22 protein-coding genes are annotated in these 24,229 nt (G+C 68.4%); 13 read left to right on the top strand and 9 right to left on the bottom strand.

Annotation, left to right across the window (positions count from 1 at the left end):
• The first annotated feature begins 14 nt into the window (after nucleotides 1–14).
• Together ABIE41_RS10675 and ABIE41_RS10670 are read left to right on the top strand one after the other, a co-directional pair.
• The gene (locus ABIE41_RS10675; protein WP_069057327.1) at nucleotides 15–746 is read left to right on the top strand and encodes an amino acid ABC transporter ATP-binding protein; all 732 of its coding nucleotides are present in this window, start codon (nucleotides 15–17) and stop codon (nucleotides 744–746) included.
• Nucleotides 747–758: 12 nt separating this feature from the next.
• Nucleotides 759–2,060, top strand: a complete 1,302-nt coding sequence (locus ABIE41_RS10670; protein WP_192644442.1) for an NAD(P)/FAD-dependent oxidoreductase — start codon at nucleotides 759–761, stop codon at nucleotides 2,058–2,060.
• Nucleotides 2,061–2,099: 39 nt separating this feature from the next.
• Here ABIE41_RS10670 and ABIE41_RS10665 read toward each other — a convergent pair whose 3' ends face one another.
• A complete protein-coding gene (locus ABIE41_RS10665) occupies nucleotides 2,100–2,846 on the bottom strand; it encodes a glucose 1-dehydrogenase (protein ID WP_192644441.1) in 747 nt (248 codons plus the stop codon).
• Between the two features lie 238 nt (nucleotides 2,847–3,084).
• Here ABIE41_RS10665 and ABIE41_RS10660 point away from each other — a divergent pair, with 238 nt between their 5' ends.
• Entirely contained in the window at nucleotides 3,085–4,209 is a 1,125-nt protein-coding gene (locus tag ABIE41_RS10660) for a zinc-dependent alcohol dehydrogenase family protein (RefSeq protein ID WP_192644440.1), read from the top strand.
• A gap of 96 nt (nucleotides 4,210–4,305) precedes the next feature.
• Here the strand turns inward: ABIE41_RS10660 and ABIE41_RS10655 are convergent, their stop codons facing one another.
• The 6 genes from ABIE41_RS10655 to ABIE41_RS10630 form a co-directional block, all read right to left on the bottom strand.
• Entirely contained in the window at nucleotides 4,306–5,739 is a 1,434-nt protein-coding gene (locus ABIE41_RS10655; RefSeq protein ID WP_192644439.1) for an aldehyde dehydrogenase family protein, read from the bottom strand.
• Nucleotides 5,740–5,911: 172 nt separating this feature from the next.
• Nucleotides 5,912–6,613 (bottom strand): ABC transporter ATP-binding protein, encoded by a 702-nt coding sequence (locus ABIE41_RS10650; protein WP_192644438.1) that lies wholly within the window; start codon nucleotides 6,611–6,613, stop codon nucleotides 5,912–5,914.
• 2 nt (nucleotides 6,614–6,615) lie between these two features.
• Entirely contained in the window at nucleotides 6,616–7,365 is a 750-nt protein-coding gene (locus ABIE41_RS10645) for an ABC transporter ATP-binding protein (RefSeq protein WP_069056171.1), read from the bottom strand.
• Nucleotides 7,362–8,324 (bottom strand): branched-chain amino acid ABC transporter permease, encoded by a 963-nt coding sequence (locus ABIE41_RS10640; RefSeq protein WP_192644437.1) that lies wholly within the window; start codon nucleotides 8,322–8,324, stop codon nucleotides 7,362–7,364. The genes ABIE41_RS10645 and ABIE41_RS10640 overlap by 4 nt, the downstream gene beginning before the upstream one ends.
• Nucleotides 8,324–9,229 carry a branched-chain amino acid ABC transporter permease gene (locus ABIE41_RS10635; RefSeq protein WP_069056173.1) on the bottom strand — a complete coding sequence of 302 codons (906 nt, stop codon included), beginning with the start codon at nucleotides 9,227–9,229 and terminating at the stop codon, nucleotides 8,324–8,326. Before ABIE41_RS10635 ends, ABIE41_RS10640 begins: the two co-directional genes overlap by 1 nt.
• A gap of 188 nt (nucleotides 9,230–9,417) precedes the next feature.
• Nucleotides 9,418–10,722 carry an ABC transporter substrate-binding protein gene (locus tag ABIE41_RS10630; protein WP_192644436.1) on the bottom strand — a complete coding sequence of 435 codons (1,305 nt, stop codon included), beginning with the start codon at nucleotides 10,720–10,722 and terminating at the stop codon, nucleotides 9,418–9,420.
• Nucleotides 10,723–10,945: 223 nt separating this feature from the next.
• Between ABIE41_RS10630 and ABIE41_RS10625 the strand changes: the two genes are divergently transcribed.
• The 3 genes from ABIE41_RS10625 to ABIE41_RS10615 are packed head-to-tail and all read left to right on the top strand — an operon-like array spanning nucleotide 10,946 to nucleotide 14,129.
• Complete coding sequence (locus ABIE41_RS10625) at nucleotides 10,946–12,106, top strand: CaiB/BaiF CoA transferase family protein (RefSeq protein ID WP_354191910.1); 1,161 nt, start codon at nucleotides 10,946–10,948, stop codon at nucleotides 12,104–12,106.
• Nucleotides 12,107–12,117: 11 nt separating this feature from the next.
• Nucleotides 12,118–13,275: an acyl-CoA dehydrogenase family protein gene (locus tag ABIE41_RS10620; RefSeq protein ID WP_192644435.1), complete on the top strand. Its 1,158-nt coding sequence runs from the start codon at nucleotides 12,118–12,120 to the stop codon at nucleotides 13,273–13,275.
• A gap of 14 nt (nucleotides 13,276–13,289) precedes the next feature.
• The gene (locus tag ABIE41_RS10615) at nucleotides 13,290–14,129 is read left to right on the top strand and encodes an HTD2 family dehydratase (RefSeq protein WP_192644434.1); all 840 of its coding nucleotides are present in this window, start codon (nucleotides 13,290–13,292) and stop codon (nucleotides 14,127–14,129) included.
• A 17-nt stretch (nucleotides 14,130–14,146) separates the two neighbouring features.
• On the opposite strand, the gene ABIE41_RS10610 is transcribed toward ABIE41_RS10615, so the two are convergent.
• On the bottom strand, nucleotides 14,147–15,109 hold the full coding sequence (locus ABIE41_RS10610) for a LysR family transcriptional regulator (RefSeq protein WP_192644433.1): 963 nt from the start codon (nucleotides 15,107–15,109) through the stop codon (nucleotides 14,147–14,149).
• A 253-nt stretch (nucleotides 15,110–15,362) separates the two neighbouring features.
• Between ABIE41_RS10610 and ABIE41_RS10605 the strand changes: the two genes are divergently transcribed.
• Nucleotides 15,363–16,364 carry an MBL fold metallo-hydrolase gene (locus ABIE41_RS10605; RefSeq protein WP_192644432.1) on the top strand — a complete coding sequence of 334 codons (1,002 nt, stop codon included), beginning with the start codon at nucleotides 15,363–15,365 and terminating at the stop codon, nucleotides 16,362–16,364.
• Between the two features lie 6 nt (nucleotides 16,365–16,370).
• Here the strand turns inward: ABIE41_RS10605 and ABIE41_RS10600 are convergent, their stop codons facing one another.
• The gene (locus ABIE41_RS10600) at nucleotides 16,371–17,063 is read right to left on the bottom strand and encodes a GntR family transcriptional regulator (RefSeq protein WP_192644751.1); all 693 of its coding nucleotides are present in this window, start codon (nucleotides 17,061–17,063) and stop codon (nucleotides 16,371–16,373) included.
• Nucleotides 17,064–17,283: 220 nt separating this feature from the next.
• On the opposite strand from ABIE41_RS10600, the gene ABIE41_RS10595 reads away from it, so the two are divergent.
• The 6 genes from ABIE41_RS10595 to ABIE41_RS10570 all read left to right on the top strand — a co-directional run bounded on the left by ABIE41_RS10595 (nucleotide 17,284) and on the right by ABIE41_RS10570 (nucleotide 24,203).
• On the top strand, nucleotides 17,284–18,816 hold the full coding sequence (locus ABIE41_RS10595; protein ID WP_192644431.1) for an ABC transporter substrate-binding protein: 1,533 nt from the start codon (nucleotides 17,284–17,286) through the stop codon (nucleotides 18,814–18,816).
• Nucleotides 18,813–19,769: an ABC transporter permease gene (locus tag ABIE41_RS10590; protein WP_192644430.1), complete on the top strand. Its 957-nt coding sequence runs from the start codon at nucleotides 18,813–18,815 to the stop codon at nucleotides 19,767–19,769. Before ABIE41_RS10595 ends, ABIE41_RS10590 begins: the two co-directional genes overlap by 4 nt.
• Complete coding sequence (locus ABIE41_RS10585; RefSeq protein WP_192644429.1) at nucleotides 19,766–20,587, top strand: ABC transporter permease; 822 nt, start codon at nucleotides 19,766–19,768, stop codon at nucleotides 20,585–20,587. The genes ABIE41_RS10590 and ABIE41_RS10585 overlap by 4 nt, the downstream gene beginning before the upstream one ends.
• A 32-nt stretch (nucleotides 20,588–20,619) precedes the next feature.
• Complete coding sequence (locus tag ABIE41_RS10580) at nucleotides 20,620–21,447, top strand: creatininase family protein (RefSeq protein ID WP_305679408.1); 828 nt, start codon at nucleotides 20,620–20,622, stop codon at nucleotides 21,445–21,447.
• A gap of 98 nt (nucleotides 21,448–21,545) precedes the next feature.
• Nucleotides 21,546–23,222, top strand: a complete 1,677-nt coding sequence (gene ggt, locus ABIE41_RS10575; RefSeq protein ID WP_192644428.1) for a gamma-glutamyltransferase — start codon at nucleotides 21,546–21,548, stop codon at nucleotides 23,220–23,222.
• Between the two features lie 15 nt (nucleotides 23,223–23,237).
• Nucleotides 23,238–24,203 carry a 2-hydroxyacid dehydrogenase gene (locus ABIE41_RS10570; RefSeq protein ID WP_192644427.1) on the top strand — a complete coding sequence of 322 codons (966 nt, stop codon included), beginning with the start codon at nucleotides 23,238–23,240 and terminating at the stop codon, nucleotides 24,201–24,203.
• Nucleotides 24,204–24,229: the final 26 nt, after the last annotated feature.

The following is a 24,229-nucleotide window of genomic DNA, read 5'->3' as shown; positions in this document are numbered from 1 at the left end:
TTGCGGGCGCGCCGATGATCGAGATCACCGGCGTCACCAAGAGCTTCGGCTCGTTTCCGGTGCTCAAGGGCATCACGGCGAGCGTCGCCAGGGGCGAGGTCGTCTGCCTGATCGGACCGTCCGGCTCCGGCAAGTCGACGATCCTGCGCTGCATCAACGGGCTCGAATCCTATGATGGCGGCGCGATCACGATCGACGGCGAGCGCGTCGAGCGCGACAAGCCCTCGATCGTCGGCATCCGCACGGCGATGGCGATGGTGTTCCAGCGCTTCAACCTGTTCCCCCACCGCACGGCGCTGGAGAACGTCGTCGAGGGGCCGATTTTCGTGAAGAAGGAGCCGGTAGCCCAGGCGATGGCACGCGGGCGCGAGCTGCTCGATCGTGTCGGGCTGGGCAACAAGATGGACGCCTATCCCGGCCAGCTCTCGGGCGGTCAGATGCAGCGCGTCGCCATCGCGCGCGCGCTGTGCATGCAGCCCAAGGCGATCCTGTTCGACGAACCAACCTCGGCGCTCGACCCCGAACTCGTCGGCGAGGTCCTGCAGGTGATGAAGAGCCTGGCCGAAGAGGGCATGACCATGCTCGTCGTCACCCATGAGATGGGCTTCGCCCGCGAGGTCGCCGACCGCGTGCTCTTCCTCGACGGCGGCGTCATCGTCGAGCAGGGCCCCTCGCGCGAGGTGCTGAGCGCGCCGACCCATCCGCGCACACAGGATTTCCTGCGCCGCGTGCTGCGTCCGATCTGAGGAGCAAGCCCCGTGGCCGAACCCTTCCCGCTCGCCCCCTCGCTCTGGTTTGCCACCGCGCCGGCCGCCGCGCCGACACCGCCGCTGGCGCAGGACGTCAGCGCCGATGCCTGCGTGATCGGCGCCGGCTTTGCCGGGCTGTCGACGGCGCTGCATCTGGCGGAGGCCGGCGTCTCGGTCGTGGTGCTCGAGGCCCATGAGCCCGGCTGGGGCGGATCCGGCCGCAATGGCGGGCAGGTCATCCCCGGCATCAAATATGATCCGAGCGAAATCCTCGCCAAATTCGGCCCCGTCGCGGGCGAAGCCCTGATCGGCTTCGTCGGCTCGACCGCCGATCTCGTCTTCGACCTGATCGCGAAACACGGCATGGATGTGCCGCACCGGCGCGCCGGCTGGATTCAGGGCGCGCATACGCCGGCCATGGTCGAGACGGTCAAGCGCCGGTCCGCCGAGTGGCAAGCACGCGGCGTCGACGCGCAGTTCCTCGACAAGGACGCCGCTGGCAGCCTGCTCGGCACGGATCGCTATCTCGCCGGATGGGTCGACCGGCGTGCCGGCGGCGTGCAGCCGCTGGCCTATGCGCGCGGGCTGGCGAAGGCAGCCCTAGCAGCCGGCGCCACCATCCACGGCCAGAGCAAGGTCGTAGCGCTCACGCGCAGTGGCGCGACCTGGACCGTGCGGACGACCCAGGGCGCGACGGTGACGGCGCCGCGCGTCGTTGTCGCGACCAACGGCTACACCGGCGACCTGATACCCAAGCTGCGCCAGACCGTGATCCGGCCGAACTCCTTCATCGTCGCCACGCAACCGCTGTCCGACAATGTCGCGGGCACGATCCTGCCCGAGGGCCAGGTCGTCTCGGACACCCGCCAGTTGCTGCTCTATTTCCGCAAGGACCATCAGAACCGGCTGCTGATGGGCGGCCGCGGCCCCTTCCGTGAGCCGAAGGATGCGTCCGACTGGGCCCATCTCGAGCGCGTCGTCGGCAAGATGTATCCGCAGGTGAAGGGCGTGCCCTTCGACTTCCGCTGGTGCGGCCGGGTGGCGCTGACGCGCGATTTCCTGCCGCATCTGCACGAGCCCGAGCCCGGCCTGCTCGTCGATATCGGCTGCATGGGCCGCGGCGTCGGGCTGCAGAGCGCCATGGGCAAGGCGATGGCGGCCTACATCGCAACCGGCGACAAGGGCCGCCTGCCCTTCCCGGTCGTGCCGATCACGCCGCTGCCGCTGCACGCGCTGAACGAACTCTACGTCTCGGCGATCATCGCCTGGTACCGCCTCACCGATGGCGGCATGAAGGACAAGGCGGCCTGAGCGCCGGCGGCGGGCCTTCCCGCCGCCGGCGCGGATCTCTCAGACGCAGCGCCCGCCATCGACCGCCAGAACGCTGCCGGTCACCATCTCGGATTCGTCTGAGCACAGGAACAGCGCCGCATTGGCGATGTCCTGCGGCGTCGAGAACCGGCCCCAGGGAATCGTCGCGGTGAAGGCCTTGCGCTTCTCCGGCGTGTCCTCGCCCATGAAGGTCGCCAGCAGCGGCGTCTCGCCGGCCACCGGCGCGATCGCATTGACGCGGATCCGGTCCGGCGCCAGCTCCACCGCCATCGACTTCGACAGCAGGTTCGCCGCGCCCTTGGAGCCATTGTACCAGGTCAGGCCAGGACGCGGCCGGACGCCGGCGGTGGAGCCAATGTTCAGGATCACGCCGCCGCCATGCTCACGGAAATGCGGCACGGTCGCCTTCGCCATCAGGTAGATCGACTTCACATTGACGGCGAAGACCCGATCGAACTCCTCCTCGGTGACGTCGAGCATGGGCTGGTTGCGATGGCTGATGCCGGCATTGTTGACGACGATGTCGAGCCGTCCAACCTTGGCGATGACGCGCGCCACCGCCTTCTCGACGCTCTTGCCCTTGCCCACATCGCAGGTCACGGCGAAGGCCCGGCGGCCGATCGCCTGCGCGGCCTCCTTGGCCTTGTCGCCATTCAGATCGAGCAGCGCCACCCGCGCGCCCTCGCGCACGAAGGTCTCGGCGATGCCGAACCCGAACCCTTGCGCCGCGCCGGTGATCAGCGCCGTCTTGCCCTTCAGTCTCATGATCTGTCCTCGGTCGTCCTGGGAATGCCATGTTTTTGGGAGCGCCATCTTTGGCCGGGCCCGATGCCCGCGGCCAATGCGATTTGGCGATCCCGCTCAGACGGAAATGCTATGGCCGCACGCCCGCGCGCCTGCATGCTCCCGGCTTATGCCGGGGATCGCGAAACGATCTTTGACAGGCCCCGCCATTTGCGGCCCGATGGCGGCAACGACACAAGCCTGCCGAGGAACCGCCTTCATGAAGATCCGCGCCGCCGTGCTGAACGCCAGCCCCGTCTCCGCTCCTTACGCGCAGAGCCGGCCGCTCTCGATCGAGGAGGTCGAGCTCACCCCGCCGGGGCCGGGCGAAGTGCTGGTGCGGGTCCGCGCCGCCGGTCTCTGCCATTCCGACCTCTCGGTGATCGACGGCAACCGGCCGCGCCCCGTGCCGATGGTGCTCGGCCATGAGGCGGCGGGCGAGGTCGTCGAGCCCGGCCCCGGCGTCCAGGATCTGAAGAAGGGCGACCGTGTCATCATGGTCTTCGTGCCCTCCTGCGGGCATTGCTCGCCCTGCAGCGAGGGCCGCCCGGCACTTTGCGAGCCTGGCAATGCCGCCAATGGCATCGGCGAGCTGATCGGCGGCGGTCGCCGGCTCTCGGCCCATGGCAAGCCGGTGCATCACCATGTCGGCGTCTCCGCATTCGCCGAATACGCGGTGATCTCGCGCCATTCGCTGGTCAAGCTCGAGGCCGACATTCCCCATGAGATCGCGGCGCTCTTCGGCTGCGCCGTGCTGACCGGCGTCGGCGCTGCCGTGAACACGGCCAAGGTCAGGGCCGGTGAAACGGTCGCCGTCGTCGGCCTCGGCGGCGTCGGCCTGAGTGCGCTGATGGGCGCGGCCGCGTGCGGCGCTTCGCGCGTCATCGCGGTCGACCTCTCGGAGGAGAAGCTCGCCATCGCGCGGGATCTCGGCGCGACCGACACCTTCAACGCGGGTGACCCCGGTGTCATCGAGGCGATCCGCGCCGCGACCAAGGGCGGCGTTGATCACGGGCTGGAGATGGCGGGCTCGGTCAAGGCACTCGACCTCGCCTACCAGATCACGCGGCGCGGCGGCACGACCACGACGGCGGGCCTCGCCAACCCCGCCCATACCCTGTCGCTGGCTCCCGTGCGTCTCGTCGGCGAGGAGCGGACGCTGAAGGGCTCCTATGTCGGCTCCTGCATCCCGGTGCGCGACATCCCTCGCTTCGTCGATCTCTATTTGCGCGGCAAGCTGCCGGTCGACAAGCTGATGACCAGCCAGAGCGGGCTCGACGGCATCAACGAGGGCTTCGATGCATTGAACGAAGGCCGCACGATCCGGCACGTCATCATGATGTGAGAAAGAGCGTCATTCTCGGGCGGAGCGAAGCTCCGACCCGAGAATCTCTGGCAAGAGATGCTCGGGTCGGGCCCGAGCATGACGCGCCCTGCCCCCTCACCCGTGCTTGTGCACGATCGTCTTGGTCACAGCGAACTCCTCCAGCGCAGCAAAACCCTTCTCGCGGCCATGGCCGGATTTGCCGGTGCCGCCGAAGGGCAGCTCGATGCCGCCGCCGGCGCCATAGCCGTTGATGAAGACCTGGCCGGCGCGGACCTTCTTGGCGACGCGCTGCTGGCGCCCGCCATCCTTGGTCCAGACCGCTGCGACGAGCCCATATTCGGTGGAGTTGGCGAGCTTGATCGCATCCGCCTCGTCGCTGAAGGGGAAGGCGGCGAGCACCGGCCCGAACACCTCCTCCTGCTCGAGCCGGTTGCCGCGCGGCACCTTCCCGAACAGCGTCGGCGTCACATAGAAGCCGCCATTGGGCACGCCCTGCGCGATCTGGCCCTCGGCGATGACCGGGATGCCGGCCTCGCGCGCCTGGTCGACGAAGCTCTGCACGCGCCCGCGCTGCCTGGCGTTGATCACCGGGCCGCAATCGAGATCCATCTCAGGCGTACCGGCGCGCAGCTTGGTGAACTCCTTGGCCACCGCGCCCATGAAGTCGTCATAGACGCGCTCCTGCACCAGCACGCGCGAGCCGGCCGAGCACGTCTGCCCGGTGTTCTGGACGATTGCCTTGCAGACGATCGGGACCGCCGCGTCGAAATCGGCATCGTCGAAGACGATCTGGGGCGACTTGCCGCCGAGTTCGAGCGTGCAGGGGATCAGATGCTCGGCGCAGGCGTGCTGCACCATCTTGCCGACCTCCGGCGAGCCGGTGAAGGACATGAAGTCGACGCCGTGATGGGCCGAGAGCGCCGCGCCCGCCTCGTGCCCGCGGCCGGTGACGATGTTGATCGCGCCATCGGGGAAGCCGACCTCGGAGGCCAGAACCGCCAGCCGCAGCGCCGTCTGGCAGGCCTCCTCGGCCGGCTTCAGCACCACGGCGTTGCCCATGGCGAGCGCCGCGGTCAGCGACCGCCCGAACATCTGCGCCGGGTAGTTCCAGGGCAGGATATGGCCGGTGACGCCATGGGGCTCATGGATGACGTTGACGCTGTAGCCGTTGAGGAAGGGCACGATATGCCCGTGCACCTTGTCGGCCGCGCCGCCGTAGAACTCGAAATAGCGGGCGGTCGCCTCGATATCGGCCCGGGCCTGCGCCATCGGCTTGCCCGTGTCCTGCGCTTCGGTGCGGGCGAGCTCGTCGAAATTGTCGAGCACCTTGAGGCCGAGCTTGGCGATCAGCCGGCCGCGCTCGGCCGCCGTCAGCTTGCCCCAGGCGCCTTCATAGGCCGCGCGTGCCGCCTTCACGGCGTCGTCGATATCCTCGGCCGTGCCGCAGGCGATGCGGGTAAACTCCTCGCCGGTCGCCGGCGCCAGCACGGCCATGGTCTCGCCGCTGCGGCCCGCCACATGGCGGCCGTTGATGAAGTGCTGGGTCATGGGGTTTCTCCTAACTCGACAACGAGTGCTTGATCTCAAATTCGCATCGCCATCCTGGGCTTCGTGCAGCGAAGTCCGGGACCCATCGTAGAGCGCTGGAGCCCTCCGATGGATCCCGGAGCTGCGCCACTTGCGCGGCTTGTCCAGGATGACGGTGTGTTCCGTCCGCTAACTAATGCAGCCCCGCCGCTTCGAGCGAACTCGCCGCCAGGCCGCCGGCCACCTCCGTGACCTCGCCGCGCTCGATCGCATAGGCGCGCTCGGCGAAGCTGCGCAGCAGACTGGGGTTGGATTCAGTGATGAGCAACGCGATCTCGGGATGGCTGTCGCGCAGCGCGCGCAGGGCGGTTGCGTAACGCTGCGCCAGCACCGGCGCGAGGCCCTGGAAGGGTTCGTCGAGCAGGATGACGCGCTGCCCCACCATCAGCGCCCGGGCTAGCGCCGCCATCTTGCCCTGACCGCCCGAAAGCCCGGCCGCCGCGCGATGGCGCAGATCGGCCAGTTCCGGCAGCACCTGGTAGATACCCTCCAGCCGCCTCGCGATCTCGGCGCCCGGCACCTTCATCACCTCGGCCGGCAGACGGATGTTCTCCTCGATCGAGAAGCTCGAAAACAGCCGCCGATCCTCCGGCGCATAGCCAATCCCGAGCCGCGGCCGCTCATGCGGTGGAATCGTCAGGATCGGCCGGCCGTCGAAGGCGATCGTCCCCTCCGTCACCGTCATGAAGCCCATGATGGCGCGCAGCAGGCTGGTCTTGCCGGCGCCATTGCGCCCGATCAGCGCCACGGCTGCACCCTCGTCCAGCGCGAAATCGACCTTGCGCAGCACCTGCACGCCCTCGATGACGGCCGACAGTCCCCTGATCTCCAGCATGGCTAGACTCCCACCCCGATCACGGTTTCGCGGACCTCGGGATGATTAAGAATCTCGTCGGGCGTGCCTTCCAGTGCGATGCGCCCGCCCGACCAGACCGCGACGCGGCTGGCGTAGCGCGCGACCACGTCCATGTCGTGCTCGACGAAGATCGCGGTCGTGGCGCGGGCGTCGAGCGCGCGCGTCAGCGTGTCCATCACCTGGAACTTCTCGGAGCTGGAGACGCCCGAGGTCGGCTCGTCCATGAAGATCAGCTTCGGATCGAGCGCCAGCGCCACCGCGATGTCGATCAGCTTGCGCATGCCTTCGGGCAGTTCCCGCACCAAGCGCTCGGCAGTGTCGCGCAGGCCGACGCTGTCGAGCAGCGCGACCATTTCCTCGCGCTTGGGGTGGCGGTCGAGCCGCAGGAAGGGCGACCATGTGCCCTCGCGTGCGCTCAGCGCCAGCAGCAGGTTCTCCATCACCGTGTTGTCGGTGAAGAGCTGCGGGATCTGGAAGGAACGGCCGATGCCGCGTCGCGTGATCGTGCGCGGCGACAGGCCCGTCACATCCTGCCCCGCAAAGATCACGCGGCCCGATTGCGGCTTCAGATAGCCGGTGCAGAGGTTGATGAAGGTGGTTTTGCCGGCGCCGTTGGGGCCGATGATGGCGATGCGCTCATTCGCCCGCACGCTCAGCGAGGCGCCGTTGGCCGCCAGCACGCCGCCGAAGCGCAACTCGAGATCGCGCGCCTCGAGGATGATCTCGCTCATCGGCCGCCCTCCCCGCCGGCGCCGGATACGGCCGCGCGCTTGCGGCCTGCGATCAGCCCGTAGAGTCCGCTCGGCGCGAAGAAGATGATGACGAGCAGCATCACGCCCAGCACCGCATGCCACGTCTCGGGCGCATGGACGGCGGCATAGCCGCGGATGATCTGGAACATCAGCGCGCCCAGGAAGGGCCCCGCCACGCCGCCGACGCCGCCCAGGATCGCGATGAAGACGAACTCGCCCGAGCGCACCCAATAGGCCAGCTCCGGCGTGACATGGCCCGAGACCAGCGCGATGATCGCGCCGCCTAGTCCCGCCAGCAGCCCCGAGAGCAGATAGGCGCCGTAGAGCACCTTGCGGCTGGAGACGCCGAGATATTCCAGCCGCGTCTCGTTGGACTTGATCGCCTCCAGCGCCTTGCCGCCGGGCGAGACGAGATAGCGTGCGACACCGAGCGCCGCGACCACCGCCAGCGCCAGGGTGATGTAGAACATCCAGAACTCGAAGGTCTCGCGATCGAGCGTCATGCCCGCCAGCGTCGGCCGCGGCACGCGCTTGCCGTCGGCGCCGCCGGTCACCGAGAACAGCTTCTCGAGCAGCGAGAAGAACACCATCGAGATGGCCAAGTTCAGCATGCCGAAGAAGATCGCGCGGTAGCGCACGATAAAGAGCCCGACGATCGCCGCGACGAGCCCCGAGGCCGCGGTGGCGATCGGCACCAGCAGCAAAACCTCGTGGCCGACCTTCGCCGCCGCCATGAAGGCGACGACATAGGCCGAGAAGGCGAAGAACAGCCCGTGGCCGAACGAGACCTGCCCCGCCCGCAGCAGGACGAGGATGCCGAGCGCCGCCAGCCCCTCGCACAGCGCGACGGTGAGGATGACCGTCGCCCAGGGCGAGATCAGCGGAAACACGATGAGCGCGATCAGCAGGGCCGCGCCGATGAGATACTGGCGCGCCATCAGACTTTCCTCGTCTGCAGCGTGGTGAACAGGCCTTCCGGCTTGATCAGCAGCACCGCGACCATGATCAGATAGGGGATCAGCACGTCGAATTCCGGCGCGAAATAGACCGCCGCCGAGCGCCCCAGCCCGATCATCAGGGCGGCCACCGCCGCGCCCTCGATCCGCCCCAGCCCGGCCGTGGCCGCCACCGCGAAGGACAGCACGATCATGCCCGAGCCGATGCCCGGCGTCAGCGAGGTCGTCGCCGAGGAGAGCGCCCCGCCCAGCGCCGCCAGCGACGCCCCGATCATGAAGGTGAAGAGATAGATCCGCGTCGCGTTGATGCCCATCGCCATCGCCGCCTCGCGGTCCTGCGTCACCGCGACGATCGCGCGCCCGAAGGCGGTGCGGCGCAGGAACAGCCGCAGGCCGACCAGCACGGCCAGCGCCACCAGCGGGATCAGAATGAGCTGGTACCGCGTGTAGAAGATGCCGAAGACCTCGACCGTGCCGAGCCAGTTCATCGGCGCATTGGCGAAGAGCGGCTGCGTGCCGAAGACGACCTTCTGCGCATCCTCCAGGATCATGAAGACGGCGAAGGTGACCAGCAGCTGCAGCACCTCTTCCTTGCCGTAGATGCGCCGCAGCAGCAGCGCCTCGACCAGCCCGCCGACGACGACGCCGACGAGGATGGCCGAGATCAGGAACAGCGGGAAGGCGAGCCAGGTCGGCAGGCCCATCCCGGCCGCCGCCAGCACGGCGCTCGCCGCGACATAGGCGCCGATCGCGTAGAACGAGCCATGCGCGACGTTGAGCACGCCGAGCACGCCGAAGATCAGCGACAGCCCGACCGCCACCAGGAACAGCAGCGAGCCATAGGCGAGGCCGTCGAGCGCGGCGAGGAAGAGCATTTCAGGAGGCATAGGAGCTCGTTCGTCAGAGGTGATGCGACCGGCTGCCGCCATTTTTAATGAAGCGCGGCGTCTTGGGGCCTGCGTCATGGTCGGGCTTGACCCGACCATCTCGTAAACCAGCGATCTGGTTCTGAGATTCTCGGGTCAAGCCCGAGAATGGCGCTTGACGAGGGCCCCTGCAGCGAGGCGGCTTGCCCCTACTTCGAATAGTCGAAGGTCTCGATCGACTTGTCGTTGACCAGATCCGGCTTGACCTTGGCGAACCAGTCGAGCGACTTCTCGCCGACCGGCGTGGTCACCAGCTTGCCGGGATAGAGCGCCATCTTGTCGTAGACGGCGAAGGGGTACTCCGGCACGCGCTTGGTGGTGCCGAGCATCTGGTCCTCGAGGCCCTGATGGTCTGAACGGATGGTGATCGTCCCGGTCAGCGACTTGAACTCCAGCCCCTCGAAGGCGGCGATGACCTGCTCCTTGCTCGGCCACTTGCCGCCATTGGCGGCGGAGGCCTTCTCATAGGCCTTCACCAGCCCGGTCACGGCCTGGTTCATGTGGAAGGTCGGGTAGATCGGATACACGCCGGTCTTGTCCTTGTACTTCTTCACGAAGGACTGCATTTCGGCGGCGTTCTTGTACTTCGGATGCAGGAAATAGTGGTCGCCGCGCGAGCCGACGATCACGCCTTCCGGCAGCACGTTGCCGAGTCGCTCCAGCGAGCTTTCGGCGAGCGGCAGCACGAAGGTGGACTGCTTCAGCAGGCCGCGCGCGGCCGCCTGCTGGACGAAGGTGTCGAGGTCGCCGCCCCAGGAGGTCGAGATCACCACGTCGGGCCGTAGCGCCGAGAGGCGCGTGATCTCGGTCGAGAAGTCGGGCGCGCCGAATTTCGGGAAGAGCTCGGCGACGACCTTGACGTCGGGCTTCAGGGCCTTGAGCCCGGCCTGCAGCAGCGCCCAGGATTCACGACCCCAAGCATAGTCCTGGTTGACGACCGCGATCGTCTTGAAGTCGGGCTTCACCTTCATCAGGTAGAGCAGCGTCGCCATCATCTCGGCGCCGGCATGGCCCTGGGTGCGGACCGAATACTTCCACTTGCCCTCTTCGAAGATGGTCTGCGTGCCGCAATCCCACATCACGTTGACGACCTTGAGGTCCTCGGCGACGGGGGCGAGCGCGTTGCAGGAGCCCGACGAGATCGCGCCGAACATCACCTGCGCGCCCTGGTCCTGCACGACGCGGCGATATTCCGAAATCAGCTGGTTGGTGCCGGCGCCCTCGTCGACATAAACCGGCTTCACCGGCACGCCGAGGATGCCGCCCTTGGCGTTCACCTCCTCGAAGAACAGATCCGCGGCATTGCGGCCGGGCACGCCGAAGACCGAGGCCGGCCCCGACAGGAAGGTCGCGATGCCGACGACCAGTTCCTTCGGCTTCTCCTGCGCCTGCACGGGCAGCGCCATCAGCGCTCCCAGGGCGAATGCGGCTACGGCTGATCTCTTGGTGCCCATGGTGACCTCTCCCTGAATCGTTTCTGGAGCGCGCTCTTGGGTGGCACGCTGCCTGGAGCCGAGAGGGGTGCATGGGCGATCCGGCAGGACAAGTAGGATAAAACGATGAGGGCCATAGGGATTATCTATGGAGATCGCGGCACAGCGAGCATTTCGCTATGCCCCTCATCGCAAAACCCTATTTGACTTAGGTTCGGCTTCGACGGCCCGTCTGGGAGGGTGGATGGGACGGCGGCTCGCCGGGACGATGATGAACGCCCTCGATGGAATTCTGGTGGTGGCGCTGGAGCAGGCGGTGGCCGTGCCGACCGCGACCTGCAAGCTCGCCGATGCGGGTGCGCGCGTCATCAAGCTGGAGCGCGCGGAGGGCGACTTCGCCCGCGGCTATGACGACTATGCGAAGGGCCTGTCCTCCTATTTCGTCTGGCTCAACCGCGGCAAGGAGTCCTGCCGCGTCAACCTCAAGCAGGCCGACGATCGCGCCATGGTCGAGGCCATGCTCGCGCAGGCCGATGTCTTCATCCAGAACCTCGCACCGGGCGCCACCGGAAGGCTCGCCCTGGGCGCGGCCGAGCTGCGCGCGCGCTATCCCCGGCTGATCACCTGCGACGTCTCCGGCTATGCGCCGGGCACGCCGCACCACACCCGCAAGGCCTACGACCTGCTGGTCCAGGCCGAATCCGGCCTTGCCGCCATCACCGGCACGCAGGCCTCGGGGCCGTCGCGCATCGGCGTCTCGATCGCCGACATCGCCACCGGCCAGGCGGCCTATGCCGCGATCCTGGAAGCGCTGCTGCGGCGCACGAAGACCGGCGAGGGGTCCGCGATCCAGCTCTCGCTGTTCGATACGCTCGGCGACCTGATGAACGTGCCCTATCTGACGCGGCGCTATGGCGGCATCGAGCCGCCGCGGCTGGGGCTCGCCCATCCCTCGATTGCTCCCTATGGCGTCTTCTCGACCGCCGACGGCGATGTGCTGATCTCGATCCAGAGCGAGCGAGAATGGCAGATCCTCGCCCGCGAGGTTCTCGGCAGCGCGGCGCTCGCCGAGGACGCGCGCTTCGCCACCAATGTCCTGCGCGTGCGGCAGCGCGAAACGGTGGATCGCGAGGTTCAGGCCCTGCTGGCCACGCGGCCCTTCGCCGAGGTCACCGCCGCGCTCGATCGCTACGCCATCGCCTATGGCACCGTCTCCAGCGTCGGCGACCTGATCACCCACCCCGCCGCGACCGCCCTGGCCACGCCGACGCCGTCCGGCCCCGTCGAGGTCCTCGCCCCGCCCGCGATCGTCGACGGGCAGCGCGTGACGATGCGCCCCGTGCCGGCGCTCGGCCAGCATGATGAGGCGCTGCGGGCCGAATTCGGCCGCTTTCCGGGCCCTTGAAGACAGCAACCATGCAGCACCCATCCGACCATGCCGAGATCCGCGACGCCGTCGCCCGCCTCTGCGCCGGCTTCCCTGGCGAGTACTGGCGCAAGCTCGACCGCGAGATGGCCTATCCGACCGAGTTCGTCACGGCGCTCACCGAAAGCGGCTTTCTCTCGGCGCTGATCCCGGAGGCCTATGGCGGCGCCGGCCTGACGCTGTCGGCGGCGAGCGTCATCATGGAGGAGATCCAGCGCCAGGGCTGCAATGGCGGCGCCTGCCATGCCCAGATGTATGTGATGGGCACCGTTCTCCGGCATGGCTCGGAGGCGCAGAAGCAGGCCTGGCTGCCACGCGTCGCCTCGGGCGAACTGCGCCTGCAGGCCTTCGGCGTCACCGAGCCGACCAGCGGCACCGACACGACGGCACTGCGCACGACCGCACGGCGCGAGGGCGACCACTACGTCGTCAACGGCCAGAAGATCTGGACGAGCCGCGCCGCGCAGTCGGACCTGATGTTGCTGTTGGCGCGCACCACCCCGCGCGACCAAGTCGCCAAGCGCACCGACGGGCTCTCGGTCTTCCTGCTCGACATGCGCGAGGCACTGAAAAGCGGGCTCACCATCCGGCCGATCCGGACGATGATGAACCACGCGACCACCGAGGTCTTCTTCGACAATGTCCGCATCCCCGCTGACAACCTCGTCGGCGAGGAGGGCAAGGGCTTCCGCTACATCCTCTCCGGCATGAACGCGGAGCGCATCCTGATCGCGGCCGAATGCGTCGGTGACGCCAAATGGTTCATCGAGAAGGCCTCGGCCTATGCCAAGGAGCGCCAGGTCTTTGGCCGCCCGATCGGCCAGAACCAGGGCATCCAGTTCCCGATCGCGCGGGCCTACGCCAATATGCGCGCTGCCGAGCTGATGGTGCGCGAGGCGGTGCGGCTCTACGAGGCCGGCGAGAACGCTGGTGCAGAAGCCAACATGGCGAAGATGCTGGCGGCGGACGCGTCCTTCGAGGCAGCCAATGCCTGTATCCAGACCCATGGCGGCTTCGGCTTCGCCGAGGAATACGATATCGAGCGCAAGTTCAGGGAGACACGGCTCTACCAGGTGGCGCCGATCTCGACCAATCTGATCCTGTCCTATCTCGCGGAGCATGTGCTGGGCATGCCGCGGTCGTACTGAAAGCGTTCGTACCGATGGACATCGACCATCTCCGCGGCTGGATCGGCCGCATGGAGGAAGCCTCGGACCTCGTTACGCCGCGCCTGGTCGAGAGCTATGCGGCCACCTTCGCGCCCCATCTCGCGCCGGTCCCGCAAGGCGACGCGCCGCTGGCGTTGCACTGGTGCCTGGCGCCGCCGATCGCGCCGATGAGAGCGCTCGGGCCTGATGGCCATCCGGCCAAGGGCGATTTCCTGCCGCCCGTTCCGCTGCCGCGACGGATGTGGGCTGGCGGGCGTCTCGAGGCGCTGGCACCGCTCCGTGAAGGCGATCTCGTCACGCGCCGCTCGACCATCGGCGACGTCACTGCCAAGGAGGGGCGCACCGGCGCGCTCTGCTTCGTCGCCGTCCATCACGAGGTCTCGACCCCGCGCGGGCTCGCCCTGCGCGAGCGCCACGACATCGTCTACCGCGAGGCCTCGAGCCTGCCAGCCGCAGCGCCCGCCGCCAACGCCGCGCCGGAGCCGGCCGATCTCGTCTGGGAGGTCGAGGCCAGCCCAACCCTGCTCTTCCGCTACTCGGCGCTGACCTTCAACGGCCATCGCATCCATTACGACCAGCCCTATGCGACCGCCGAGGAAAGCTATACCGGCCTCGTCGTCCACGGGCCGATCCAGGCGACGCTGATGCTCAACATCGCCGCGACCTTGGCGGGGATGACGACGCTGGCGCTGGATTATCGCGGCCTGAGCCCGCTGATCGCCGGTGGCCGCTTTTTCGTCAAAGCCCGGCGCAACGCAGACGGCACGATCAGGACCTGGACCGAAGGCGCCGATGGGCGCCTGCGAATGGAAGGCTCGGCGCGTCCGCTTTAGGCAGCGCGCAGCGGGTCTCACGCGTACAGCGTCGGCGGCCCGCCATCCTGGCCCAGCGTCGCCGTCCAGGTTTCGTCGGTGACGAGGCCGCGCAGGATCTCCCAGGACAATTGGCCGATCGCGCGCGCCGCCGCCGGCATCGGCCGCTCGGTCGAATAGGCGAGGTAGACCTTGCGGTAGAGCGTCGGGCGCTCCAGCGGCCAGGTCCGGAACAGCCCGGCCTTCTCCTGCGCCGCGACCGCCATGCGCGGCAGGATGCTGTAGCCGAAGCCCTGCTCCACCAGCCGCTTGATCTGGCTGTAGGATTCGATCTCGATCGCCGGCTGGATGGTCGTCCCGGCCGAGGCCGCCGCCTCGTCGATCTGGTCGCGCAGACCATGCCCGATGCCGGGCAGGATCAGGTCCAGCGCCGCCGCATCGGCCATGGCCACCGCCTTCCCGGGCGCAGCCGGCGCTCCCGCCGTCCCCGCCGCCGAGAACAGGCAGAGTTCCTCGGTGAGGACATGGTGGATGCCGAGCCCCTTGGGGTCGGAGGTCGAGTAGATCATCGCGAGATCGACATCGCCGCGCCGCAGCCAGTCCAGCACGAAGCCGCTCATCGCCTCGGCGATGCGGATGCGGATGGCCGGGTAGCGCTCGCGCGCCGCCTGGATCAGCGGCACACTGAACTGCTCGCTCACCGTGCCCGGCAGGCCGATGCGGACCTCGCCGCCCGGCAACTCGGCCTCGCCGCGCACCGCCTCGCGCAGCGCCCCGAACTCGGCCAGGATGATATGGGCGCGGGCCAGCAGGCGCTCGCCGGCCTCTGTCGGCAGCACGCCGCGCGTGCCGCGATGCAGCAGCGCCACGCCGAGCTCATCTTCCATATGGCGCAGATGCTGGCTCAGCGCCGGCTGCGCCACGCGCAGCTTGGTGGCCGCCTTCGAGAAGGAGCCCTGCTCGACGATGGCTGCGAAATAGCGGAGCTGCCGTAAATCCATCGCCGTTCCGGTCTCCCCCAGGCCTGCGGCGAGCCGCACGCCTGCATAACGGCGCCGGGCGCCCGTGACCAGCGACGCACCACGCTTCCGCCAGCTTTGCGTTATGGCCGCTAGAGCGAACCCGTATTGGTCCGGCCGCCGAGGCAGGTGCATCGTCCTGCCCGGAGCCGAAGGAGAGGCGAACGCCCCCTCGTGCAAACCCAAGAGCACAGGCCGCAAAGCCGGCCCCCCACTGCCATCAGGAGGACATGCCATGTCGAACGACCCGTTCCGTCTGCCGTCGGCGAGCCGCCGCGGCTTCCTGGGCGCAGCCGCCGCACTTGCCGCAACAGGCGGTAGCCTCCCGCTGATCGGCCCGGCGGCCGCCAAGGCGCCGCTGTCGAAGACGCAACCGGCCTATTTCTACCGCTTCATGCTGGGCACGGCGGAGGTCACCGTCGTCTCCGACGGTCCGCTGCCGCTCGGCGACCCCGGCACGAGCTTCCTCGGCGTGCCCAAGGAGAACGTCTACGGCATGCTCGAGAGCAGCTTCCTGCCCAAGGACAACGTCGTCCTCGAGCAGAACATCCCGATCGTGAACTTCGGCGACCGGCTCGTCATGTTCGACACCGGCATGGGCTTCTCGAAGCTGTTCGGGCCAACGACGGGCCGTCTGGCCAAGAGCATGGAAGAGGCCGGCATCAAGCCCGGCGACATCGACGACATCGTCTGCAGCCACGCCCATATCGACCATATCGGCGGCATCTGCAGCGCGGACGGCAAGCCGCTCTTCCCCAATGCCCGCATCCATATCAGCCAGATCGATTTCGATTTCTGGACCGACGAGAGCAAGCTCGGCTCACCGCTCAAGGCCTTCATCGAGCATGCCCGCGCCAATCTGCTGCCGGTGCGGGACCGGATCGTCTTCTTCAAGGACCAGCAGGAATTCCTGCCGGGCGTGCAGGCGATGGCAGCCCCGGGCCACACCGCCGGCCACCACATCTTCAAGGTCGCCTCTGCGGGCAAGTCCTTCGTCTTCCTCGGCGACCTGACGCATCACGCCGTTCTACTGACCGAAAACCCGCGCCTGGAGTTCGCCTATGACAGCGACCCCAAGCAGGCGGTGCAATCGCGCGTCCGCCTGTTGACGATGCTAGCGCAGGAGAAGACGCCGGTGATGTCCTACCACTTCGCCTGGCCGGGCTTCGGCAATCTCGCCAAGGCGGGCGAGGGCTTCCGCTACTACCCGGCGCCGATGCAGCTCATCCCCGTCTGAGACTGATCAGCCGTCCACGTCGCTCGCGCCTGGCGGGTCATAACCCGGCAGGCGCGACACCACCCCGGTCACCGGCCGCAGATGCTCGTCGAGAACGGCGCGCGCCCGCCCCTCGTCGAAGGCCCGCAGCGCCGCGATGAAGTCGCGATGCTCGACCCGGATGCGCTCGATTCGCCCCGGATCCACCGCAAGCGCCCGCATCGCGACGCGCTGCTGCCGCGCCCCCAGCGACTGGTAGAGCTCCGAGAGAACCTCGTTGCCCAGCGCCTGCACCATCCCGAAATGGAATTCGCGGTTGAGCTCGACACGGGCGAAATGGTCGCTGCCGGCGATCGCGTCGAGCCGGTCGAGCACCGCCTCCATCGTCTCGGGCAGCACGATCTTCTCCCGGCAGATGCGGGCGACCGCATAGCCCTCGATCATGCGGCGGGTCTCGTAGAGATCGGCGAGTTCCTGCGCCGTGACCTGCCGCACCAGCGCGCCGCGGCGCGGCAGCAGGTCTATGAAGCGCTCCGCCTCGAGCCGGTGGAACGCCTCGCGGACGGGCGTCCGCGACACGCCCATCACGGACGAGATCGCCTCCTCCTCGACGAAGGAGCCTCCGGCGTAGACGCCGCGCAGGATCTGCTCGCGGATATGGGCATAGACCCGCTCGCGGGCCGGCCGGCTTTCCGCATCCTGCGCCTGGGGCGGCGTCATCACGTTCAAGGTCGAGCGTCCTCATCGGGCATGTCGATGCGGCAACTCTAGGCGCTTCGGCGCCAGACATCAAAAATCCGCCATGTATACACGACGCATGACCCCCATGCGCAACCGGACTGGCGTTGTCGGCCCGATGGCGCTCTTCTTGCCAGACGAGGGCTGCCGGACAGACGCGACGACGCGCCCGGTGACGACGACCACAGCGAGGAGAAAGCCGATGACGATCTCACGCCGCACGGTGCTGGCTGCCGGACTGGCCGCACCCTTCGCGAGCCTGCCGCTGCTCTCCCGCCCGGCCAGCGCCCAGCGCGCCGCCGGCATCCTGCGCTACGGCCTGTCGGCCTTCCCGCCCAATCTCCAGCCCTGGGTCTCGACCGGCGCCTCGGCCGGCACGGTCAAGATGCTGATCCACCGCAGCCTCGTCTCCTACGGCCCCAAGGGCGAGTTGCGCGGCGAACTCGCGACCTCCTGGTCGCTCGATGGCGACGGCGCCTGGGTCTTCAAGCTCCGGCCCGGCTGCGTCTTCCACAATGGCGATCCGGTCACCGCCGAGGACGTGAAGTGGTCGATCGAGCAGATCGCCGGCGAGAAATCGACCGCCTATATGCGCAGCCAGTTCCAGAGCGTGGAGCGCATCGAGATCCCCGATCCCGGCACGATCCGCCTCGTCACCAAGACGCCGCAGGCGACGCTGCCGAGCTGGTTTGGCAACTACAACACCTTCATCCTCTCGCGGAAATCGACGCCCACCGAGTTTATCGGCGCCGGCCCCTTCCGGCTGGTCGGTCAGGAGCGCGGCTCCTCGGTCGAGATCGCCGCCTTCGACAAATTCTACAAGCCCGGCATCCCCAAGCTGAGGGGCATCAAATTCGTCGTCTATGCCGACGAGAATTTGCGCTTCGCCGCCCTCCAGTCGGGCGATGTCGACATGATAGAATACGTCCCCTGGCAGTCGATGGCGGCGGTCGAAGCCGATCCGCGCCTCAAGCTCGACAGCCAGGAAGGGCCGTTCATGGACGTGCTCTTCAACGGCTCCAAGCCGCCCTTCAACGATCCGCGCGTGCGCCGCGCCGTCGCTCACGCCGTGCGGCGGGAGGACATCGTCAAGGTCGCCTTCTTCGGCCGCGGCAAGCCGCTCGAGGGGCTGCCGATCGCCGAGGGCACGCCCTGGTGGGACAAGGACCTCGCCCATGGCTGGAACTACGACCCTGCCCGCGCCAAGGCGCTGCTGACGGAAGCGGGCTTCGGCAACGGCTTCCAGACGACCCTGCTCGCCACCGCCCAGTTCGGCATGCACAAGGACACCGCCGAGATCGTCCAGCAGCACCTCGCCGCAGTCGGCATCCAGTGCGAACTGCAGCTGCCCGACTGGTCGACCCGCGTCGCCCGCGGCTCGAAGGGCCAGTACGACATGGCGATCCACGGCGTCTCCTCGGACAACAACGATCCCGACGGGCTGACGGTCGTTCTCGACACGACGCTCTCGCCCAGCCATGGCCGCTCCTTCCGCGTCGACGCGCCGCGCACCATCGCCGCCCTCGCCAAGGGCCGCGCTGAGTTCGACCAGGCCAAGCGTGTCGAGATCTACAAGGAGATGCAGCGGGCCGCGCTCGAGGAGGTGCCGCTCGTCGGCCTCGCCTGGCGCAGCCAAGGCTACGGCATGGACAAGGGCGTGATGGGCTTCACCAACCTGCCCGGCGCCCTCTCCAATTCCTCCGGAAACATGCTCGAAGAGACCTATTTCGGATGAGCGTGACCTGGCTCGCGCGCAAGCTGACGGTGGTCGCAGGCCTCGCCTGGCTCGTCGCGACGATCGTCTTCCTGGCGCTGCACATGGTGCCCGGCGACCCCGCCGAGCTCCTGCTCTCGACCGGCGGCGTCTCGCCGGACCCGGCCTCCGTCGCAGAGCTGCGCGAGAAGCTCGGCCTCGAGCGCCCGCTCTTCGTGCAATACGCCGCCTTCATCAGTGGGCTGCTGCGCGGCGATCTCGGCACCTCGCTCATCGACGACTACCCGGTGATCAGCGAGATCGCGCTGCGGCTGCCGCGCACGCTCGAACTGATCGCCGCCGGCAGCGTCATCGCCATCCTCGTCGGCGTCCCGGCGGGTGTCTTCGCCGCGCTCGACCGCGGCGGAGCCTTCGACCGCGCCGCCTCCGCCGTCACCGCGCTGCTGCTGGCCGTGCCGGTCTTCGTGCTGGGCACGCTGCTCGTGCTGCTCTTCGCGCAGACGCTGCGGATCATGCCGGCCGGCGGCTTCGTGCCCTTCGCGCAGGACCCGGTGCAGCATCTGAAGCTGCTGATCCTCCCCGCCATCGCCATCGCCAAGGGGCTGGCCGCCGTCCTGTTCCGGATGACGCGTGCGGCGATGCTGGACGCGCTCGCCAACGACTATGTCCGCACCGCCCGCGCCAAGGGCCTCTCGCCGACCCGCGTCATCGTCGTCCATGTCCTGCGCAACGCGCTGAACCCGGTCGTTACCGTGCTCGGCCTGCAGATGGGCACACTGCTCGGCGGCACGGTGCTGGTCGAATACGTCTTCAACTGGCCGGGCATGTCGACGCCGCTGCTGCGCGCGGTCGAGGGCCGCGACTACCCCATGGTGGTCGGCATCGTGCTGACGATCTCGGTGCTGTTCCTGCTGCTCAACCTCGTGGTCGAGCTCGTCCACGCCCTGCTCGACCCCCGGGTAGCGCATTCATGAGCGGCAACCGGCATTTCAAGCGCCTCTGGCTGCCCGGCGGCTTTGTCGCCCTGATCGCGCTGGCGGCGCTCTGCGCGCCGCTCTTCCCCCTGCCCGACCCGATCCGCCAGGACGTCGCCAACCGGCTCGCCGGCCCCATGGCGGGCTCCTGGCTGGGCCGCGACGAGTTCGGGCGGGACGTGCTGGCGCGCCTGCTCTGGGGCGCGCGCACCAGCCTGGGCGTGGCCTTCGCCTCCGCCTTGACGGCCGGCGCCATCGGCGTGCTGCTGGGGCTGATCGGCGGCTGGGGCAAGGGCGCCGCCGCCTTCCTTTCCGTGCGCAGCATGGACGTGGTGCTGTGCTTCCCGCCGGTGCTGCTCGCCCTGCTGGTGGTGACGCTGCTCGGCCCGGGCGCCGCGACGCTGATCCTCGTGCTCTCGGTGCTCTATCTGCCGGGTTTCGCCCGCGTCACCCATGCCGAGGTCCGAGCCGTGAAAGGCCGGGACTTCGTCGAGGCGACGCGCGCGCTCGGCGCCCGGCCCGCCTATCTGCTGCTGCGCACCGTCCTGCCCAACATCGCCGGGCCGATCCTGGTCCAGCTTTCGCTGGCGGTCGCCGCCGCCGTCGTTCTGGAGAGCGGGCTCTCCTTCCTCGGTCTCGGCGTCGTCCCGCCCGCCCCCTCCTGGGGGCTGATGATCCGCGGCGCGCGCGCCACCATGGAGCAGGCCCCGCTGCTGCTGGTCTGGCCCTGCGCGGCGCTGACGCTCACCATCCTCGCCATGAACCTGCTCTGCGACGGCCTGCGCGACGCGCTCGACCCGCGCACCGCCGGCCGCTGAACCCTCTCCGAAACCTGCAAGGACACCGTCCCATGGCTGCCAAAACCGACCCCCTCGTCCATATGGGCACGATCACCGGGGGCGAGGCCCGCGAGATCCTGAAGGACAACCCCATCATCCTGCTCCCCATGGGCAGCCATGAGGACCAGGGCCCGCACGCCCCGATGGGCGACTATCTGCTGGCCGAGAAGATCGCCGAGCTCGCCGCCATCCGCGCCAGCAAGGCCGGGACGCGCACGCTGGTGGCGCCCGTCCTGCCCTTCGGCGGCGCCGACTGGTTCGGCTCGATGACCGGCGGTATCGCCATCTCGCAGGCGACGCTGACCACCGTCATCGCCGAGATGGTGGATTCGCTGCACCGCAACGGCCTCACCCGGATCATCGTCATCAACGGCCATGGCGGCAATGTCGGGCCGATCTCGGAGGTCGCCCGCGAACTCTATCTGCGCGAGCAGATCGTCCTGCCGAGCCTTTATCTCTGGCGCATCGGCTACGGCCTGCTGCCGGGCATCCTCGGCGGAGCCGACAAGGCCGCCGCCGTCGCCGGCCACGGCGCCGACCCGCTGACCTCGATCGGCCTTCACCTCTTCCCCGAGCTGATCCGCAAGGACCTGATCCCCGACGCCAAGCCGCTGAAGCGCGACCCCATCCTCGATCTGCCCTTCACCGGGCTGGGGCTTGCGAGCTTCGAGGGCCATGAGGTCGCGATGCCCAACGAATATGACGAGACCTACAATCTCGGCGTCGCCAAGGGCGATCCGCGCCTCTGCTCGGCCGAGACCGGCGCCGCGCTGACCGAGAAGCTGACCGACATCTGCGCCCGCTTCATCGCGCATTTCGCCAGCAAGGTCGAAGCCTGATCCTGACGCCGCCGCGGCATGCCGCGGCGGCCCTCCCCAGCCTCGTCGGAACGGGCGATGGTGTCGCAGCCCAACCTCCCTCCAGAAGCACACCTGCCATGACCCCCACCGCCCGCGCCCCCCGCGTCACCCCCTTCACCTGCGACAAGAAGCCGGCGACGGGCTCGCGCGGCATGGTCGTCACCAACCATCCGCTCGCCTCGGCCGCGGGTTCCCAGATGCTGCTGGCGGGGGGCAACGCGGTCGATGCGGCGGTGGCCGCACTTTTCGCGCTGACCGTGGTCGAGCCAATGATGGTCGGCATCCTCGGCGGCGGGCTCGCCCATATCCGCATGGCCGATGGCCGCCATGTCGTGCTGGACGGGCTCTCGACCGCGCCGCGGCGCGCCACGCCCGACATGTATGACTGCCTATCCGACGAGATCGACAAACAGCGCGACGTGCGCGACCGCGAGAACGTCGTCGGTCCCAAGGCCGTCGCGGTGCCCGGCGCGCTGGCCGGTTGGTGCGAGGCGCTCGCCCGCTTCGGCACGCTGCCCCTGGCCGACGTCCTGCAGCCGGCCATCGCGCTTGCCGGGCGCGGCTTCACGGTCACGCCCTATCTCTCCAGCTGCATTGCCGACAATGTCGCCGATCTCTCACGCGATCCTGGCCTCTCGGCCCTGTTCCTGCGCGATGGTCAGGCCCTGCCAGCGGGCACGCGGCTGGTCCAGAGCGATTACGCCAAAAGCCTGCGCCTGATCGCCGAGACCGGCCCCGCCGCGCTCTATGGCGGCCCGCTCGGCAAGGCGCTGACCGATTTCATGGCGGCGAATAGTGGCTTGATCGGCCCGGACGATCTGGCCGGCTACCGCGTCGAGACGCGCGAACCCATTCGCGGGAGCTATCGCGGCCATGAGATCCTGGGGCCGCCGCCGCCGGCTTCCTCGGGCGTCCATATCGCGCAGATGCTGAACATCCTCGAGGGCTACGACATCGGCGCGCTCGGCTTCGGTTCGCCCGACGCGATCCATCTCCTGGCCGAGGCGCTGAAGATCGCCTTCGCCGACCGCGCCGTGGCCACAGCGGACCCCGCTTTCGTCAAGGTCCCGGTCGCCCGGCTGATCGACAAGGCCTATGCTGACGAACGCCGCGCGCTCATCGCCATGGACGAGGCCAAGACTTGGTCTGCGGGTCTGGCGCCGGGCGAATCCAACGACACCACCCATGTCACCGTCGCCGATTCCGACGGCAACGTCGTCACCGCGACACAGACCATCAACGGCCTGTTCGGCGCCTGCACCCAGATCCCCGGCACGGGGATGCTGGCCAACAACTACATGTTCAATTTCGACCCGCATCCCGGCCGCGCGCTCTCGATCGAGCCCGGCAAGCGCGTCTTCACCTCGATGGCGCCGATGATCGTGCTGAAGGACGGCAGGCTCGCCTTCGCGCTCGGCCTGCCCGGCGCGCTGCGCATCTTCCCCTCGGCGTTGCAGGCGATCGTCAATCTGATCGACCACGGCATGAGCCTGCAGGAAGCCGTCGAGGCGCCGCGCATCTGGACAGAAGGCGGGGCGCTCGAGCTGGAAGAGGCCTTTCCCGAAAGCGTCGCGGACGCGTTGCGCGCGCGCGGCCACCGCATCGTCCGGATGCCGCGAATCGCCGGCGGCATGAACGCCATCCGCTTCGGTGACGACGGCACGCTCACCGGCGCCGCCTGCTGGCGCGCCGACGGCACCCCGGTCGCGATCTCGGGCGGCCTCGCCCGCGCCGGCGCCCGCTTCACGATCTGACAACGGAACGAGACGATGACCGAGACCATCTGCCTCCTCGACATGACCACGCCGGCGCGTGCCGAGAAGCTGCGAGCCTTGCTGCCGCCGGGCTTCGTGCTGACCCATGGCACCGCCCGGGGCGACGAGCACATGAAGGAGATCATCGCAGAGGCCGACTACGCCATCTCCGGACAGGTGGCCGTCTCCGGCGACGTCCTGCGCGCAGGCAAGAGGCTGAAGCTGCTGCATAAATGGGGCGTCGGCTACGACAATATCGACATCGCCACCGCCAGGGAACTCGGCATCAAGGTCGCCCGGACCACGGGCAGCAATGCGCTCCCCGTTGCCGAATTCGCGCTCGGGCTGATGATCTCGGCTCTGCGCTATATCGGCTACGGCCATGCCGAGCTGAAGAAGGGGCATTGGAGCACCGGCAGCCTTCCGGGTGAGACCTTCATGCTGTCGGGCAAGACGGTCGGCCTCATCGGCTTCGGCGCGATCGGCCAGAACGTCGCGAAGCTGCTCCGGGGCTTCGGCTGCACCATCCTCTACAGCAAGCGCCAGCCGCTGGACGCGGCCGAAGAGGCGGCTCTGGGCGTGCGCTATGCCACGATGGCAGAGATCCTGGCGCAGGCGGACATCGTCTCGCTGCATTGCCCGCTGACGCCGGAGACCACCAACCTGATCGGTCGCGAGGCCTTCGCGAAGATGAAGAAAACCGCCGTGCTCATCAACGTCGCGCGCGGCGGCGTCGTCAACGAGGCCGAATTGGTCGTCGCCCTACGCAACCGGGTGATCGCGGGCGCCGCGATGGATGTCTACGCCATCGAGCCACTGCCGGCCGACAGCGACCTGCTGACGCTCGACAATCTCGTGGTCACGCCGCATCTGGCCGCCATGGCCGCGGACAATTTCGCCCCCACCGTGTCGCGGATGTTCGCCAACATCGCCCATGTCTCGCGCAGCGAGCCGGTGCCGCCGAAAGACCTCGTCGTCTGAGCAAGGACCTCTTCATCTAAGACTGC

This window comes from Bosea sp. OAE506 (assembly GCF_040546595.1).
GTDB lineage: Bacteria > Pseudomonadota > Alphaproteobacteria > Rhizobiales > Beijerinckiaceae > Allobosea.
The sequence above is the reverse complement of the archived record's forward strand: the minus strand, read 5'-3'. Positions and strand labels throughout refer to the sequence as shown.

Excerpts from the sequence above, each read along its gene's own strand:
- ABIE41_RS10655 (WP_192644439.1), bottom strand. The coding sequence starts at position 5,739 with ATGACCCAGCACTTCATCAACGGCCGCCATGTGGCGGGCCGCAGCGGC.
- ABIE41_RS10585 (WP_192644429.1), top strand. The coding sequence starts at position 19,766 with ATGAGCGGCAACCGGCATTTCAAGCGCCTCTGGCTGCCCGGCGGCTTT.
- ABIE41_RS10660 (WP_192644440.1), top strand. The coding sequence starts at position 3,085 with ATGAAGATCCGCGCCGCCGTGCTGAACGCCAGCCCCGTCTCCGCTCCT.
- ABIE41_RS10595 (WP_192644431.1), top strand. The coding sequence starts at position 17,284 with ATGACGATCTCACGCCGCACGGTGCTGGCTGCCGGACTGGCCGCACCC.
- ABIE41_RS10640 (WP_192644437.1), bottom strand. The coding sequence starts at position 8,324 with ATGGCGCGCCAGTATCTCATCGGCGCGGCCCTGCTGATCGCGCTCATC.
- ABIE41_RS10630 (WP_192644436.1), bottom strand. The coding sequence starts at position 10,722 with ATGGGCACCAAGAGATCAGCCGTAGCCGCATTCGCCCTGGGAGCGCTG.
- ABIE41_RS10620 (WP_192644435.1), top strand. The coding sequence starts at position 12,118 with ATGCAGCACCCATCCGACCATGCCGAGATCCGCGACGCCGTCGCCCGC.
- ABIE41_RS10645 (WP_069056171.1), bottom strand. The coding sequence starts at position 7,365 with ATGAGCGAGATCATCCTCGAGGCGCGCGATCTCGAGTTGCGCTTCGGC.
- ABIE41_RS10570 (WP_192644427.1), top strand. The coding sequence starts at position 23,238 with ATGACCGAGACCATCTGCCTCCTCGACATGACCACGCCGGCGCGTGCC.
- ggt (WP_192644428.1), top strand. The coding sequence starts at position 21,546 with ATGACCCCCACCGCCCGCGCCCCCCGCGTCACCCCCTTCACCTGCGAC.
- ABIE41_RS10625 (WP_354191910.1), top strand. The coding sequence starts at position 10,946 with ATGGGACGGCGGCTCGCCGGGACGATGATGAACGCCCTCGATGGAATT.
- ABIE41_RS10665 (WP_192644441.1), bottom strand. The coding sequence starts at position 2,846 with ATGAGACTGAAGGGCAAGACGGCGCTGATCACCGGCGCGGCGCAAGGG.
- ABIE41_RS10635 (WP_069056173.1), bottom strand. The coding sequence starts at position 9,229 with ATGCCTCCTGAAATGCTCTTCCTCGCCGCGCTCGACGGCCTCGCCTAT.
- ABIE41_RS10580 (WP_305679408.1), top strand. The coding sequence starts at position 20,620 with ATGGCTGCCAAAACCGACCCCCTCGTCCATATGGGCACGATCACCGGG.
- ABIE41_RS10590 (WP_192644430.1), top strand. The coding sequence starts at position 18,813 with ATGAGCGTGACCTGGCTCGCGCGCAAGCTGACGGTGGTCGCAGGCCTC.
- ABIE41_RS10600 (WP_192644751.1), bottom strand. The coding sequence starts at position 17,063 with ATGACGCCGCCCCAGGCGCAGGATGCGGAAAGCCGGCCGGCCCGCGAG.
- ABIE41_RS10675 (WP_069057327.1), top strand. The coding sequence starts at position 15 with ATGATCGAGATCACCGGCGTCACCAAGAGCTTCGGCTCGTTTCCGGTG.
- ABIE41_RS10610 (WP_192644433.1), bottom strand. The coding sequence starts at position 15,109 with ATGGATTTACGGCAGCTCCGCTATTTCGCAGCCATCGTCGAGCAGGGC.
- ABIE41_RS10605 (WP_192644432.1), top strand. The coding sequence starts at position 15,363 with ATGTCGAACGACCCGTTCCGTCTGCCGTCGGCGAGCCGCCGCGGCTTC.
- ABIE41_RS10615 (WP_192644434.1), top strand. The coding sequence starts at position 13,290 with ATGGACATCGACCATCTCCGCGGCTGGATCGGCCGCATGGAGGAAGCC.
- ABIE41_RS10650 (WP_192644438.1), bottom strand. The coding sequence starts at position 6,613 with ATGCTGGAGATCAGGGGACTGTCGGCCGTCATCGAGGGCGTGCAGGTG.